This window comes from Streptomyces smaragdinus (assembly GCF_009604385.1).
GTDB lineage: Bacteria > Actinomycetota > Actinomycetes > Streptomycetales > Streptomycetaceae > Streptomyces > Streptomyces smaragdinus.
Genome location: NZ_WEGJ01000008.1, coordinates 175,253 through 190,843 on the forward strand (window position 1 = coordinate 175,253; position 15,591 = coordinate 190,843).

9 protein-coding genes and 1 pseudogene are annotated in these 15,591 nt (G+C 72.0%); 6 read left to right on the plus strand and 4 right to left on the minus strand.

The genetic code is table 11. The annotated features are described in order from the left end of the window. Window positions 1-328 precede the first annotated feature (328 nt). The 5 genes from hisC (at window position 329) to SRB5_RS14685 (ending at window position 9,511) form a co-directional block, all read left to right on the plus strand. On the plus strand, window positions 329-1,411 hold the full coding sequence (gene hisC / locus SRB5_RS14665) for a histidinol-phosphate transaminase (RefSeq protein ID WP_323377915.1): 1,083 nt from the start codon (window positions 329-331) through the stop codon (window positions 1,409-1,411). 266 nt (window positions 1,412-1,677) lie between these two features. Then, entirely contained in the window at window positions 1,678-3,189 is a 1,512-nt protein-coding gene (locus SRB5_RS14670) for a cytochrome ubiquinol oxidase subunit I (RefSeq protein ID WP_153452382.1), read from the plus strand. 18 nt (window positions 3,190-3,207) lie between these two features. Continuing rightward, window positions 3,208-4,227, plus strand: a complete 1,020-nt coding sequence (cydB, locus tag SRB5_RS14675; RefSeq protein WP_153452383.1) for a cytochrome d ubiquinol oxidase subunit II — start codon at window positions 3,208-3,210, stop codon at window positions 4,225-4,227. A gap of 1 nt (window position 4,228) precedes the next feature. After that, window positions 4,229-7,855, plus strand: a complete 3,627-nt coding sequence (gene cydD, locus SRB5_RS14680) for a thiol reductant ABC exporter subunit CydD (RefSeq protein ID WP_153452384.1) — start codon at window positions 4,229-4,231, stop codon at window positions 7,853-7,855. 42 nt (window positions 7,856-7,897) lie between these two features. Continuing rightward, entirely contained in the window at window positions 7,898-9,511 is a 1,614-nt protein-coding gene (locus SRB5_RS14685; protein ID WP_407703918.1) for a sensor histidine kinase, read from the plus strand. Here SRB5_RS14685 and SRB5_RS14690 read toward each other — a convergent pair. The 3 genes from SRB5_RS14690 to SRB5_RS14700 all read right to left on the minus strand — a co-directional run bounded on the left by SRB5_RS14690 (window position 9,508) and on the right by SRB5_RS14700 (window position 13,288). Beyond that, a complete protein-coding gene (locus SRB5_RS14690; protein ID WP_153452385.1) occupies window positions 9,508-10,380 on the minus strand; it encodes an HAD family hydrolase in 873 nt (290 codons plus the stop codon). The genes SRB5_RS14685 and SRB5_RS14690 overlap by 4 nt on opposite strands. A gap of 147 nt (window positions 10,381-10,527) precedes the next feature. Further along, window positions 10,528-12,786, minus strand: coding sequence for a xanthine dehydrogenase family protein molybdopterin-binding subunit (locus SRB5_RS14695; protein WP_153452386.1), 2,259 nt, complete (start codon window positions 12,784-12,786; stop codon window positions 10,528-10,530). After that, window positions 12,776-13,288 carry a (2Fe-2S)-binding protein gene (locus SRB5_RS14700; RefSeq protein WP_153452387.1) on the minus strand — a complete coding sequence of 171 codons (513 nt, stop codon included), beginning with the start codon at window positions 13,286-13,288 and terminating at the stop codon, window positions 12,776-12,778. The genes SRB5_RS14695 and SRB5_RS14700 overlap by 11 nt, the downstream gene beginning before the upstream one ends. A 286-nt stretch (window positions 13,289-13,574) precedes the next feature. Between SRB5_RS14700 and SRB5_RS14705 the strand changes: the two genes are divergently transcribed. After that, window positions 13,575-14,468: an LLM class flavin-dependent oxidoreductase gene (locus SRB5_RS14705; protein WP_153452388.1), complete on the plus strand. Its 894-nt coding sequence runs from the start codon at window positions 13,575-13,577 to the stop codon at window positions 14,466-14,468. Between the two features lie 100 nt (window positions 14,469-14,568). On the opposite strand, the pseudogene SRB5_RS14710 reads toward SRB5_RS14705, so the two are convergent. Next, window positions 14,569-15,462 (minus strand): annotated as a pseudogene (locus tag SRB5_RS14710) (alpha/beta fold hydrolase); the annotation flags it as partial. Window positions 15,463-15,591: the final 129 nt, after the last annotated feature.

The window sequence follows — 15,591 nt, forward strand, 5'->3', positions numbered from 1 at the left end:
AATCGCGAGCCGATAGTAGGGCCCGCGTGGCCCGAATGCGGGAGAACGTGAATTGCCCTTGACAGGCACGTTTCTGCGAGGCGGTCATTGTGGGATGACCATGGAAACCATGCCCCGAAGCGGGACATCACGGAGAGCTCAACGCACTTGGACCGGATACACCGGGTGTTGCTGAAACCTTACTGTGTGTCAGCCCTCACCTTCACGGGGGATGCGCGCCAGGGCGTGAGCCATCGGCGTACGGGGCGGGCCGTACGCCCCCGGAAGGGCTTGCGGGGTCACCGTAAGGTGTGACCTACCGGTGACGGCATGGTCGAGGAGGACCGCGGTGAGTGTAGAGAAGGGGCCCCGGCTGCGGGGCGTGCTGGACGGGATTCCCACCTACAAGCCCGGGAAACCCGCCGCGACCGGCGGTCCGGTGGCGTACAAGCTGTCCTCGAACGAGAATCCCTATCCCCCGCTGCCGGGTGTGCTGGAGTCCGTGACCGGCGCCGCCGCCGCCTTCAACCGCTACCCGGACATGGCGTGCACGGGGCTGACGAACGAGCTGGCCGAGCGGTTCGGCGTGCCGGCGAGCCACATCGCCACCGGTACGGGGTCCGTCGGCGTCGCCCAGTCGCTGCTGCAGTCCACCGCGGGGCCCGGCGACGAGGTGATCTACGCCTGGCGGTCCTTCGAGGCGTACCCGATCATCACGCGGATCTCCGGCGCCACCGCCGTCCAGGTCCCGCTGACGGCCGGCGAGGTGCACGATCTGGACGCGATGGCCGGCGCGATCACCGAACGGACCCGGCTGATCTTCGTCTGCAACCCCAACAACCCCACCGGCACCGTTGTGCGCCGGGCGGAGCTCGAGCGTTTCCTGGACCGGGTGCCGGGCGATGTGCTGGTGGTGCTGGACGAGGCGTACCGGGAGTTCATCCGTGACCCCGAGGTGCCGGACGGCGTCGAGATCTACCGGGACCGGCCGAACGTGTGCGTGCTGCGGACGTTCTCCAAGGCGTACGGGCTGGCCGGGCTGCGGGTCGGCTTCGCGATCGCGCACGAGCCGGTGGCGGCGGCGCTGCGCAAGACGGCGGTGCCGTTCGGGGTGAGCCAGATCGCGCAGGACGCCGCGGTGGCCTCGCTGCGGGCGGAGGACGCGCTGATGGAGCGGGTCGAGGCGCTGGTCGGCGAGCGGGCGCGGGTGTACGAGGGGCTCGTCGCCCAGGGCTGGACGGTGCCGCCGACGCAGGCGAACTTCGTGTGGCTGCGGCTGGGGGAGCGGACGGCGGACTTCGCGGCGGCGTGCGAGGCGGCGGGCGTGGTCGTCCGGCCCTTCGCCGGTGAGGGGGCGCGGGTCACCGTCGGCGAGGCCGAGGCGAACGACCGGTTCCTGACGGTGGCGCAGGAGTTCCGCAAGGAGCTCTGAGCTGAGACGGCAGGGCGCCCGGGGCCTGGTCCCCGGGCGCCCTTTTCGTGCCCGGATATGGGATGAGGCGGCGTAAGGGGGAGGGGGTTGAACGCGTTCGAACCGGGTGTGCGAGACTGTCTTTTGTGAATGTGAACGCATTCACAAGCATGCGTTATTGCCCCGGATGTCACGTCCGCGGGGGCCTGTCGGTCCCTGTAGTCAGGGACACGACCGGGGAGCATGCCCAGCAGGGCAGTGGGCCAGCGGACACAGAGGGGCAGCCCATGGACATCGCGCTCGCGCCGGAGACACTGGCGCGCTGGCAGTTCGGTATCACCACCGTCTACCACTTCCTCTTCGTCCCCCTGACGATCTCGCTCGCCTCCCTCGTGGCGGGGCTGCAGACGGCATGGGTGCGTACGGGGAAGGAGAAGTACCTCAGAGCCGTGAAGTTCTGGGGCCGGCTCTTCCTGATCAACATCGCGATGGGTGTCGTCACCGGCATCCTGCAGGAGTTCCAGTTCGGCATGAACTGGTCGGACTACTCGCGCTTCGTCGGTGACATCTTCGGCGCCCCGCTCGCCTTTGAGGCGCTGATCGCGTTCTTCTTCGAGTCCACCTTCATCGGCCTGTGGATCTTCGGCTGGGACAAGCTGCCGCAGAAGATCCACCTCGCCTGCATCTGGATGGTCGCGCTGGGCACGATGCTCTCCGCGTACTTCATCCTGGCGGCGAACTCCTGGATGCAGCACCCCGTCGGCTACCGCATCAACGAGGAACGCGGTCGCGCCGAACTCACCGACTTCCTGCACGTGCTCACCCAGAACACCGCGATCGCCCAGTTCTTCCACACCATCACCGCCGCCTTCCTCACCGGCGGCGCGTTCATGGTCGGCATCGCCGCGTACCACCTGATGCGGAGGCGGCACATCACGGTGATGCGCACCTCGCTGCGGCTCGGACTGATCACCGTGGTGATCGCCGGCGCCCTGGTCGCCTTCACCGGCGACCGGCTCGGCAAGATCATGTACGAGCAGCAGCCGATGAAGATGGCCGCCGCCGAGGCCCTGTGGGAGACCGAGGCTCCCGCGCCGTTCTCGATCTTCGCCGTCGGCGACGTGGACAAGGGCCACAACGTCGTCGAGTTCCAGATCCCCGGCGTGCTGTCCTTCCTCGCCCACGACAACTTCTCCGACGCCGTCCCCGGCATCAACGACACCAACGAGACCCTCAAGCAGAAGTTCGACGAGCACTTCGGCCTCGGCGACTACCGGCCGAACATCCCCGTCGCGTACTGGGGCTTCCGCTGGATGATCGGCTTCGGCATGGCGTCGTTCGGGCTCGGGATCCTGGGGCTGTGGCTGACCCGCAAGAAGCTCTGGCTGAGTGAGCGGCTGCGCACCGGTGAGGACGAGGTGCCCAGACTGGCGCTGCTGAAGGACCGGGAGCTGGGCCCGCGCACGGGCAACTGGTACTGGCGGCTCGCGCTGCTCACCCTCCTCTTCCCGCTGATCGCCATCTCCTGGGGCTGGATCTTCACCGAGATGGGCCGCCAGCCCTGGCTGGTGTACGGGGTGCTGCCGACCGCCTCCGGGGTCTCCCCCGGGGTCTCGCAGGGCGAGGTGCTCACCTCGATGATCGTGTACTCCCTGCTGTACGCCGCGCTCGCGGTGATCGAGGTCAAGCTGATCCTCAAGTACGTCAAGGCCGGCCCGCCCGAACTCACCGACGACGACCTCAACCCGCCCACCCGTATCGGCGGCGACGCCGACCGGCCGATGGCCTTCTCGTACTGAGGACGGGGGACTCATCCCATGGAACTCCACAACCTGTGGTTCGTGCTCATCGCCGTGCTCTGGACCGGCTACTTCTTCCTCGAGGGCTTCGACTTCGGCGTCGGCGTCCTGACGAAGCTGCTGGCCCGGGACCGCGAGGAGCGGCGCGTACTGATCAACACCATCGGTCCCGTCTGGGACGGCAACGAGGTCTGGCTGCTCAGCGCCGGCGGGGCGACGTTCGCCGCGTTCCCCGAGTGGTACGCCACCCTCTTCTCCGGCTTCTATCTGCCGCTGCTCATCATCCTGATCTGCCTCATCGTGCGCGGGGTGGCCTTTGAGTACCGCCATCAGCGGCACGGCGGGCGGTGGCAGACCGGCTGGGAGAACGTGATCTTCTACGCGTCCGTGCTGCCGGCGTTCCTGTGGGGCGTGGCCTTCGCGAACATCGTGCGGGGCGTGAAGATCGGGGCGGACGGGGAGTACGTGGGCGGGTTCTGGGACCTGCTCAATCCGTACGCGCTGCTCGGCGGGCTGGTCACGTTGTTCCTGTTCACCTTCCACGGCGCGGTGTTCGTCGCGCTGAAGACGCTGGGCCCGGTGCGGGAGCGGGCGTCGCGGACGGCGGCCTTCGTGGGGATCGGGACGGCCGTGGTGGCGCTGGCTTTTCTTATCTGGACGCAGGCCGATAGCGGTGACGGGTGGTCGCTGGGCGCGCTGGTGGTGGCGGCGCTCGCGCTGGTCGGGGCGCTGGTCGCCAACCGGCTCCGGCGGGAGGGGTGGGCGTTCGGCCTGTCCGGGGTGACGGTGGTGGGGGCGGTGGCGATGCTGTTCCTGTCGCTGTTCCCCGACGTGATGCCGTCGACGCTGGATCCGGCGTGGAGTCTGACGGCCGAGAACGCCGCGTCGACGCCGTACACGCTGAAGATCATGACGTGGTGCGCGCTGCTGGCCACGCCGGTGGTGCTGCTGTACCAGGGGTGGACGTACTGGGTGTTCCGCAAGCGGATCGGGACGCAGCACCTGGCTGCTTCGGCTTCCGGGGCGGGGGCGCACTGAGATGAAGCCCGTCGATCCACGGCTGGTGCGGTACGCGCGGGCCACCCGGGTCTTTCTGCTGGCCTCCGTGGTCCTCGGGCTGGCCGGGGCGCTGCTGGTCGTCGCGCAGGCGGTGCTCATCGCGTCGGTCGTGGTCGCGGGCTTCGAGGACGGGGCGTCCCTGGGGTCCTTGCGCGGTGAGCTGCTGCTGCTCGCGCTGGTCGCCGTGGGGCGGGCCGTGGTGGCGTGGCTGACGGAGCTGGCGGCGCACCGGTCGGCGGCGGCCGTGAAGTCGGAGCTGCGGCTGCGGGTCGTGTCGCGGGCGGCGGAGCTGGGGCCCGGGTGGCTGGCGGGGCAGCGGACGGGGGAGCTCGCGACGCTGGTCACCCGGGGGGTGGATGCGCTCGACGACTACTTCGCGAAGTATCTGCCGCAGCTGGGGCTGGCGGTCGTGGTGCCGGCGGCGGTGCTGGGGCGGATGGTCTTCGACGACTGGGTGTCGGCGGCGATCGTCGCCGGGACGCTGCCGCTCGTACCGCTGTTCATGGTGCTCATCGGGTGGGCGACGGAGGCTGCTACGGGGCGGCAGTTCGCGTTGCTGTCGCGGTTGTCGGGGCACTTCCTGGATGTGGTCGCGGGGTTGCCGACGCTGAAGGTGTTCGGGCGGTCGAAGGCCCAGGCGGAGAAGATCCGGGAGATCACCGGGGAGTACCGGCGGGCGACGCTGCGGACGTTGCGGGTGGCGTTCCTGTCGTCCTTCGCGCTGGAGTTGCTGTCGACGATCTCCGTGGCGCTGGTCGCCGTCAGCATCGGGATGCGGCTGGTGGACGGGGAGCTGTCGCTCTACACCGGGCTGGTGGTGCTGATTCTGGCGCCGGAGGCCTATCTGCCGTTGCGGCAGGTGGGGGCGCACTATCACGCTGCCGCGGAGGGGGTGGCGGCGGCTGAGCGGGTGTTCGAGGTGCTGTCCGCTCCGGCCGCCGCGGTTCCGTTTTCCTCCGCGGACGACGCCGTGGTGCGGCTGAGCGGGGTGTCGGTGCGGTACCCGGGGCGGGAGGCCTTCGCGCTGCCGTCGTTCTCCGTGGGGCGCGGGGAGGTCGTGGCGCTGGCCGGGCCGTCGGGGGGCGGGAAGTCGACGGTGCTGGGGGCCGTGCTGGGGTTTGTCGCTCCGGCTTCGGGGGTGGTTTCCGTTGGGGCGGGGGATCTGGCGGGGTGGCATCGGCAGGTGGCTTGGGTGCCGCAGCGGCCGTATCTGTTCGCCGGGTCGGTGGCGGACAACGTGCGGCTGGCTGCGCCTGATGCCTCGCCTTCGGCTGTGCGGTCGGCGTTGGCTTCGGCGGGCGGTGCCGATCTGGATCCGGGGCGGAGCGTGGGGGAGGACGGGGCCGGGTTGTCGGCGGGGCAGCGGCAGCGGGTGGCTCTGGCGCGGGCGTTTCTCGCGGATCGGCCGGTGCTGCTTCTGGATGAGCCGACTGCCTCGCTGGACGGTGACACCGAGGCGTCGGTGGTCGCTGCGGTGCGGCGGCTGGCGGTGGGGCGGACGGTGCTTCTCGTGGCTCACCGGGCGGCTCTCCTGGCGGTGGCGGACCGGGTCGTACGGTGTGACGCGGGGGCGCCTTTCGTCGCGTCTGCGGGGCCGGCCTTTGCGCCTGCGGCGCCGGCCCCCGCGCCTTCGGCGCGGGATATTGCCCACCCGCGGCCGCCCGTTACGGTCCGCGGGGTCACCGTGGCCGGCGGGGTGACCGTGGCTGACGGTGACATTCCAGCCCGTCCGGCGTTTGAGGACTTCGCGCGGAGCGTGAAGCGCGCCGCAGGCGCCGGCGCGACGCCGGCCGCAGGCGATACGCAACCCCCCACAGCGCGCAGCGCGAGGCGAGCCGCCGGCGCGGCGGAACCCCCCGCGGAGGGTGTCGGGCACGGCACCGGGCGGGCGGGTGGGAACAGAACCCCCCGGAGGGCAACCCCCACCCCGGTGACCGCCCGCCTCACCCTGGCCGGAACCCTCGGAGCGCTTGCGCTCCTGAGCGCCGTAGGCCTGATGGCGACCTCAGGCTGGCTGATCTCCCGCGCATCGGAACACCCCCCGATCCTCTACCTCATGATCGCCGTAACGGCGACAAGGGCCTTCGGCATCAGCCGGGCCACCCTCCGCTACGTAGAACGCCTGATCTCCCACGACGCAGTCCTCCGCCTCCTCGCGGAGCTGAGGGCAACCGTCTACCGCCAACTGGACCGCATCACCCCCGCCGGCCTGAAGGAACGACACCGCGGTGACCTCCTCACCCGCCTGGTCACCGACGTGGACGCCCAGCAGGACCACTACCTCCGCTGGCTCCTCCCCGCCGCCGAAGCCGCAGCCGTAGCCGCCGCGGCGACCGCCTTCACGGCCTGGCTCGACCCCACCGCCGGCGCGGCCCTCGCCGCGGGCCTCCTCACCGCCGGAGCCGTCGCCCCCCTCCTCACCACCCGCATGGCGGCCCGCACCACCGAAAGGCTCGCCCCCGACCGCGCCCGCCTCACCGTCCAGACCGTCGACCTCCTGCGCGGCACCGCCGAACTGACCGTCACCGGCGCCCTCCCCCGCCGTACCGCCGCCCTGACCCGCACCGACAAACGCCTCCGCGACGCCGCCGCCCGCGACGCCGCCGCCCAGGGCGCGGGCGCCGCCCTCACCGCGCTGGCCTGCGGCCTCACCATCGTCGCGACCACCGCCGCCGGAGTGGCCGCCGTCCACGCCGGACGGCTCGACGGGGTGTGGCTGGCGGCGGTGGCCCTCGTGCCGCTGGCCGCGTTCGAGGCGGTGACCGTGATGCCGCAGGCCCTGACGTACCGGGCCCGCGCCCGCCGCTCCGCCGACCGGATCGCCGAGGTCACCGACGCGCCCACCCCCGCGAGCCAGGGCGCCGGCAGCCCGCCCGCCGACCCCTTCCCGCTCACCCTCCGCGGCGTCGGCGCCCGCTATCCCGGCGCCGCGGCCCCCGCCCTGCGCGGCGTCGACCTGACCCTCCCGAGGGGCCACCGGCTGGCCGTCGTCGGCCCGTCCGGCGCGGGGAAGACGACGCTGGCGCACGTACTCCTGCGGTTCCTGGACGCCGAGGACGGCACGTACAGCCTCGGCCCGTACGACGCCGACGAGGTCCGCCGGATCGTCGGCCTGTGCGCCCAGGACGCCCACCTGTTCGACAGCACCCTCCGCGAGAACCTCCGCCTCGCCCGCCCCGGCGCCGACGACGCCGCCCTGTGGCAGGCGCTGGCGGATGCCCGGCTGGCGGACTGGGCGGCGGCGCTGCCCGAGGGGCTGGACACCGTGGTCGGCGAGGGCGCCGTGCGGCTCAGCGGCGGCCAGCGCCGGCGCGTCGCCCTGGCCCGTGCGCTGCTCGCGGACTTCGAGGTGCTGATCCTGGACGAGCCCGCCGAACACCTCGACCTGCCCACCGCCGACGCCCTCACCGCCGACCTCCTCGCGGCCACCGCGGGCCGTACGACCGTACTGATCACCCACCGGCTGACCGGCCTGGACCAGGTGGACGAGATCGTCGTCCTGGACGCCGGCCGGATCGTCCAGCGCGGCACCTTCGGCGAGCTGTCCGCTCAGGACGGCCCGTTCCGCCGCACCCTCGAACGGGAGGCGGCCCTGCAACCCGCCTGAACCCGACTTTTCGTAATGAAAGCACCGATTTAGGGTGAGGGCGTGACCTCGCACGCCCCGTCCGACCCGGCCGCCGCGGCCTCCACAGCGACCCGCGGCCTGCAGGGGATGCCCGGCGAGTTCGCCGCCCGGGTGTCGCAGCTGCTCGAGTCGATGCGCTCCATCGGCGCCAGCCTGGACCTGCACAGCACCCTCGGCTCCATCGCCGAGACGGCCGCCGAGCTGGCCCGCGCGCGCTACGCCTCGATCGTCGTGATCGACTCCGCCAGCGGCGACCTCGCGGACTTCGCCTCGTACGGCGTCGACGAGGTCGACCGCGACCGTATCGACGACATCCCCGACACCACCCTCACCGTGCCGATCGTCGTGGCCGGCGAGAACCTCGGCGACCTCGTACTGGCCGAGAAGTCCGACGGCGGCGCGTTCACCCGGCAGGACCGCGACCTCGTACGGATCATCGCCACCGAGGCCGGCATCGCGATCGGCAACGCCCGGCTGTACGAGGAGAGCCGCCGCCGCGCGGACTGGATCGACGGCGCGAGCGCTGTCACCACCGCGCTGCTGTCGATGGCGGACGCCCGCGACGCCCTGGAGGTCGTGGCCGAGCAGGCCCGCTCGCTGGCGAACGCCTCCGCGGTCGGGGTGCTGCTGCCGCACCCGGACGGGGAGGGGCTGGAGAACGTCGCGGTGTCCGCGGAGGATCCCGACGGCATCGTCGGCACGGTGATCCCCTGGTACAGCCCGGCCGCGACGAAGCTGCGCGAGGGCGAGGCGGTGTTCGTGGACGACACCGCGTCCGATCCGCGGATGATCACGAAGCTGGGCCGCCGGTTCGGGCCCTGCATGCTGCTGCCGATGCGCAGCGGCACCCGGGTGCTGGGGAGCCTGGTCATCGCGCGGCAGCGGGGCGACGCGCTGTTCACCGAGTCGGACAAGACGATGGCCGCGCAGTTCGCCCGGCAGGCGGCGGTGGCGCTGGTGATGTCGGAGGCGCAGAACGACCGGGAGCGGCTCGCGGTGTACGAGGACCGCGACCGGATCGCCCGTGACCTGCACGATCTGGTGATCCAGCGGCTGTTCGCCACCGGGATGATGCTCCAGGGCGCGCACTCCGCGGCGGAGGCGGACGACGTCCGGGAGCGGATCGACAAGGCGGTGACGGAGCTGGACCTGACCATCCAGGAGATCCGCCAGACGATCTACTCCCTGCAGCAGCAGCCCCCGGACGCCCCGACGGGGGTACGGGGGCTGGTCCTGCGGGAGATCGCGATGGCGTCGGCGCCGCTGGGCATCGAGCCGTCGGTGAGCTTCGTCGGCCCGGTGGACACGGTGATCGACCCGGCGACGGCACGGCATCTGCTGGCGGCGCTGCGGGAGCTGCTGTCCAATGCGCAGCGGCATGCGCAGGCCACGCAGATCGGTGTGGTGATCGACGCGACGGCGATGCTGCCGGAGGGGCGGGCGGCGGTGCGGCTGACGGTCGCGGACGACGGGGTGGGGCTGCCGGACGAGTCGGAGCGGCGGGCGTCGGGGCTGCGGAACGTCGAGGCGCGGGCGCAGTCGCTGGGCGGCTCGGTGTGGACGGAGGCGGGGCTCGGGGAGTGCGGGGCGGGGACGTCGGTGCTGTGGCAGGTGCCGGCGGCGGTGCCTGCCTAGGGGGTGTCCTCGAGCAGGCGCTCGATGACGGCGGCGACGCCGTCCTCGTCGTTCGAGGCGGTACGGGCGGTGGTGGCGGTGAGGACGTCGGGGTGGGCGTTGGCCATGGCGTACGAGGTGCCGGCCCAGGTCAGCATGCCCAGGTCGTTCGGCATGTCGCCGAAGGCGATCACCTCCGCGGGGGTGATGCCGCGGGCGGCGCACCAGCGGGCCAGGGTGCTGGCCTTGCTGACGCCGAGGGCGGAGATCTCCAGCAGGGCGGACGGCGAGGAGCGGGTGAACTCCCCGCGCGGGTCGGCGCCGGTGCGGGCCAGGCCCAGGAACTCGTCCGGTGCCAGGTCGGTGTGGTGGGCGAGCAGCTTGAGCACCGGCTGGTCGGTGTGGCCCGACTCCCGGGACAGGAGCTTCTCGACCGGGGCGACGGTGGCGGCGGGGTCGAGGTGGAAGGGCGGGTACTGGGGCTCGTAGTGGATGCCGCCGGTGCGCTCGACGGCGAAGGAGACGCCGGGGGCGAGGGCGCGCAGCGAGCCGACGACGGCGAGGGCGTCGTCGTCGGGGAGGGGGTGGATCTCGACCGTTTCGCCGCGGCGCAGATCGACGACGGAGGCGCCGTTGGCGCAGATGGCCAGGCCGTGGCCGTGGACGTGGGCGCTGACGACGTCCATCCAGCGGGCGGGGCGGCCGGTGACGAAGCACACCTGGATCCCGGCCTCGGCGGCGGCGGCCAGGGCGGCGACGGTACGGGCGGAGAGGCTCTTGTCGTCGCGCAGCAGGGTGCCGTCCAGGTCGGTGGCGATGAGGCGGGGGCGTCGCCTCACCTGCCCGACGGATGTCACTGCTTCGTCACTCACCCCTGCATCATCCCTCATAACGGCGCACGGTTGTGCGAGGGGGCGCGCATCTGAGTAGTTCGCGCCCCCTCGTGGCGCGATGGCGACTCTCCGTGTCGTACGCCTCCACGACCCCATGGGTGACGTCGCCGCCGTGCGACCGGGCACCGTTCTGCTGCCCGGCGGCTACCCCATGGCCGCCTTGACCGCCTCGGGCGTGAAGGGCATCGTGCGGAGCCGCACGCCGGTGGCGTCGAAGACGGCGCTGGAGATGGCGGACGGCATCACGTTGACGGCCGGCTCGCCGACTCCGGTGGGAGCCGTCCCGGGGTTGGGGACGAGGACGGTCTTGATCGTCGGCGTTTCGTCCAGCCGGAGCAGCGGATAGCTCCGCCAGTCGACGGTGGTGACGTTCGAGGTGTCGAACTTCACCTCCTCGTGCAGGACCCGGCTCGCGGTCTGGATCACACAGCTGGTGATCTGGCGCTCGATCGCGCGGGGGTTGATGATCTCCCCCTGGTCCTGCGCCACGGCCACCTCCGTGAGCAGGATCTTTCCTGTCGCGGGGGTCACCTCCACCGTGACCACCGCGGCGGCGTAGGTGCCGTCGCGGACGACGAACGCGACGCCCTGCCCGGTGACGGTGCCGTCGGTCGTGCTCGCGTCGCTCCTGGGCGAGGGCCGCGACTCCCAGCCGGCCGCCTCCGCCGCCGCCCGCAGCACGGCGGTCGCCCGCTGGTCGGTGAGGAGATTCAGGCGGAGCTGCAGCGGGTCCCGGCCGGTCTCGGCCGCGATCTCGTCGACGAAGGCCTCCTGCGCGAACGTGATCTGGTACTGGCCGGGTGAGCGCAGGTAGGTGGTGCGTATCCCGAAGGGGTAGGGCGAGGTGTCGGCGCCGAGCTCCGGTATCTGGTGCGCGAGCTCCAGCAGGTTCGGGAACTGGTAGAGGTCGGGGCCGGTCCAGCTCCCGACCGGCTTGCGCGGGGTCGGCCCCTGCACCCCGGCCAGGATGGGCCCGAGCATGGTGCTGTCGTTGTTGGGCGCCATGAAGGCGTCGTGCTTCCAGGCGACGACGTTGCCGGACTCGTCGATTCCGGCCGACATGTCGTGGAGGGTGCCCGGGCCGTGGGGCTCCCAGATGTGCTCGTCCGCGCGAGTCCACTGCACCCGCACCGGCCGGCCCAGCTCCCGGGAGAGGAACACCGCCTCCGAGGCCGCGTCGTCGTAGTTGGCGGCGAAGCGCCCGTAGGGGCCGGAACCGTCGGCCCAGACCACCTCGACCTGCTCGTTGGCGATGCCGAGCATCTGGGCCACGGCCTTCCGCAGCCCCTGCGGGTACTGGGTGGAGGACCAGACGGTCACGCTGCCGTCGGCGCGCACGTCGGCGATGCCGCAGCTCGGTCCGATCATGCCGTGGTTCTCGAACGGGGTCTGGTACGTGGCCTCCAGGGTGACGGCGGCGGAGGCGTAGGCGCCGTCGAAGTCGCCCTTCTGGGCGTGCGTCATGACCTTCGACGGGATGGCGCGCATGGCGGCCGGCCAGTTCTCGTAGGCGGGCAGGCCGTTCCAGTCCGACCAGGTGACCGGCAGGGCGACCGCTCCCCTGACCGCGTCCCACTCCTGCTCGGCGACCACCGCGACCAGGTTGCCCACCCGGACGACCTGGGCGTTGCTCCCGGCCGGCAGCTCGCCCACCGAGACCACGGTGGAGCCGATCCCCTTGGGGTGGACGACCCGGGCGTGGAGCATGCCGGGGACCCTGATGTCGTGGACGAACCTGGTCTTCTGCCTGACCTTGTCCTCGATGTCGACCCGGGGGACGGACCGGCCGACCAGCCGGTACTCGCCGGGCGGCTTGAGCGCGGCGCCTTGGCCGTCGGCCGGCGTCACGGCGGTGAGCACCCTGCCGCGGACCAGCTGGCCGTAATGGACCTGCTTCCTGCCCGTCTTCTCGCTGCTGCGGACCACACCGTTCTCGACCGTGAGCTCGCCGACCGGGACGCCCAGCACCTCGGAGGCCAGGGCGAGCAGCGCGGCCCGGGCCTCGGCGGCCATCTGCCGGGCCTGGCGGCCCGCTCTGGCGATGGTGCTGCTGGCGGCCGTGACACCCTGGTCCGGGGTGACGGCGGTGCTGCCCATCACCATGGTGACCTTGTCGAACGCGACGTCGAGCTCTTCGGCCACCATCTGCGCGAGGGCGGTCCGGTTTCCCTGGCCGAGCTCGACGCGTCCGGTGCGCCAGGTGACGTCGCTGTTGGCATGCACCGTCAGCCAGGTGGCGAGCTCGTTGAGGTCGGGGGTGGGGAACGGCACGTCCGCCGCCGCCGCTTGTGCGATCGACGGGCGCAGCGCCGCCGGCACCGCGGCCGACATCACGACCAGGGCGCCTCCGGCCCTGAGCAGGCTGCGCCGGCTGAGCTTCCCGGGTTCGTTGTTACTCCGCATCCCCGGCACCTCCGGTCATCAGCTCGGCGGCCCGCTGGATCGCCCTGATGATCTGGTCGTAGGTGCCGCACCGGCACAGCGGACCCGAGGCGAAGGCCTCCTTGATCTCGCTCACCGAGGGGTTCGGGTTGGTGGCGAGCAGGGCGGCGGTCGCGATCATCATCCCGTTCTGGCAGTAGCCGCACTGCGGGACCTGCTCCTCGATCCAGGCCTGCTGGATCGGGTGGAGGTCCGCCTCCGCGATCCCCTGGTCCTTGGCCCAGAGAGCGGGCAGTCCCTCCGCGGTCGTGACGTTCTGCCCCTCGAACGTCGAAACGGGCCGCACGCACGAGCGCCTGGCGACATCGTCCGACAGCACCCCGCAGGCGCCGCATTGCCCCAGCCCGCAGCCGAATTTCGGTCCCGACAGGCCGAGCTCTCCGCGTAGCACGTAGAGCAGCGGAGTATCGGGCGCCGAGGTGATTGTCGTTTTCTCGCCGTTGACGACCAGCTCGATTGCCATGAATAAACCTCCGTGAGGAGCGAAAGGGGCAAACCCTTTCAGCCCTATTCACCCTGCGGTCACCCGGAGATGGAAAAGGGTGCCTGTGCGTCACCGGAGGGCGGACCGCAGGTGCTTGGTGTCGTGGGAGCGCCCCCAAGGCTGGTCAGGCGCACGGAAATTGTCAATCGTTCAACAAAGACTGGCGGAAAGTGACCGGAGTCGAAATCAGTCGCGGACGCCGGCCTGATCCCTGACACAAAGGGCAGGCGCGGAGACGGCGGGCTCCGGACGTAGAGTCGCCCGTATGCGACTGAGTACGGTGATCCTCCCCATCCACCGGTGGAGCGAAGGGCAGAAGGTGTGGCGCCGGGCCGAGGAGCTCGGGTTCCACGCGGCCTACACGTATGACCACTTGAGCTGGCGGACCTTCCGCGACGGCCCGTGGTTCGGCGCGCTGCCGACACTTACCGCCGCGGCCGGCGTGACGGAGCGGCTGCGCCTGGGCACCCTGGTGACGTCGCCGAACTTCCGGCACCCGGTGACGCTGGCCAAGGAGCTCATCACGCTGGACGACGTGTCGGGCGGCCGGATCACCCTGGGCATCGGGGCGGGCGGCTCGGGCTTCGACGCGACGGCGCTGGGGCAGCCGGCGTGGACGCCGCGGGAACGGGCGGACCACTTCGGCGAGTTCGTCCCCCTGCTCGACCGGCTGCTGACGAACGACGTGGTGACCCACCGGGGCACGCACTACGCGGCCGACGAGGTGCGCAACATCCCCGGCTGCGTCCAGCGCCCCCGGCTGCCGTTCGCCGTGGCGGCGACCGGACCGCGCGGGATGCGGCTCGCGGTGGCGCACGGGCAGGCGTGGGTGACCACGGGCGACCCCGCCCTCTTCGAGACGGGCACGCCTCAGCAGTCCCTCGAGGCGGTGCGGGCGCAGATCGGACGCCTCACCGACGCGGGCGACGCGGCGGGCCGCGACGTGCGGGGCATGGAGAAGATCCTGCTCACCGGCTTCACCCCGGGCTGGGCCCTGGACTCCTACGAGGCGTTCACCGACTTCGCCGGCGCGTACGCCCAGGCGGGCATCACGGAGATCGTCCTGCACTGGCCGGTCCCGGACTCCTTCTTCGCGGCGGACCTCGCCGTCTTCGAACGCATCGCCACCGAGGGCGTCCCGGGCGTCACACGGGGCTGACCCGACTGCCCGTACGACCACCGCCCGCACACCCACCTCACCCCCGCCCGCCCTACCCCACCACCTCCGTCGCCGCCCCGTCCCCGTCCCCCCGCTCCCGATCCCGCTCCCGCACGAACTCCGTCACCCACCCCGCGAGCTCCGCCGGCCGCGACCGCGGCACCCAGTGGCGGGCGTCCACCCGCCGGCGGACCAGGTCGGGGACCCAGGGGTCGAGGTCGTCGTACAGCGAAGGGGAGAGGAACGCGTCCCCCAGGGGAAGGATCAGCTGGACGGGGGCGTGTGCGTACGCGTCCGCGCGGGGGCGGCGCAGCCGGGGGCGGACGTTGTCCCGGTAGAGCCACGCGCCGTGGGCCGCGTCCGACGGCAGGGACGCCGTCGGGTAACCGACGGACGGCACCCGCTCCAGCCGCTCCAGGATCCACGGCCAGCGCCGCCCCAGCGGCCCCCGCCACGCCAGCTCCGGCAGCCTCGGGGTGTGCAGCGCGTACACGTACCACGACTTGGCCGCCTGCCCCAGCAGCTGGACCGCCCGCCGCGGCGTCGGCCGCCGCAGCCGCCCGGCTATCCAGTGCCCGAAGTGGTCCAGCGACGGCCCCGATATCGACGTGAACGACGCCACCCGCCCCGCCGTCCGGCCCACCGTCGCGAACTCCCAGCCCTGCACCGAACCCCAGTCGTGCCCCACCAGATGCACCGGCCGCCCCGGGCTCACCGCGTCCGCCACCGCCAGGAAGTCGTCCGTCAGCCGCTCCAGCGTGAACCCGCCCCGCAACGGCTCGGGCACCCCCGACCGCCCGTGCCCCCGCACGTCGTACGCGACCACGCGGAAGTCCTCCGCCAGCCGCTCCGCGACCCCCTCCCACACCTCCTTGCTGTCCGGATACCCGTGCACCAGGACCACCACCGGCCGCCCGGCCGCACCCCGCTCCGTCACACAGAGCGAGACCCCGCCCCCGCCCTCGACCCACCGCTCGGTCACCGCACCCACCACTGGCCTCCCCGCCTCACGACCCGACCCGCGAACCACCGCAAGAACCCCGCACCACGACTCTCGCAACCCCGACGCCCAGGATCAACCCCCACCCGCCCGGCCTGTGGATACCGCCGGTAACCCCGCCCC

Coding starts and splice junctions, on each gene's coding strand:
- SRB5_RS14705 (WP_153452388.1), top strand. CDS start 13,575: ATGCGACTGAGTACGGTGATCCTCCCCATCCACCGGTGGAGCGAAGGG.
- SRB5_RS14690 (WP_153452385.1), bottom strand. CDS start 10,380: ATGAGGGATGATGCAGGGGTGAGTGACGAAGCAGTGACATCCGTCGGG.
- cydB (WP_153452383.1), top strand. CDS start 3,208: ATGGAACTCCACAACCTGTGGTTCGTGCTCATCGCCGTGCTCTGGACC.
- cydD (WP_153452384.1), top strand. CDS start 4,229: ATGAAGCCCGTCGATCCACGGCTGGTGCGGTACGCGCGGGCCACCCGG.
- SRB5_RS14700 (WP_153452387.1), bottom strand. CDS start 13,288: ATGGCAATCGAGCTGGTCGTCAACGGCGAGAAAACGACAATCACCTCG.
- SRB5_RS14670 (WP_153452382.1), top strand. CDS start 1,678: ATGGACATCGCGCTCGCGCCGGAGACACTGGCGCGCTGGCAGTTCGGT.
- SRB5_RS14695 (WP_153452386.1), bottom strand. CDS start 12,786: ATGCGGAGTAACAACGAACCCGGGAAGCTCAGCCGGCGCAGCCTGCTC.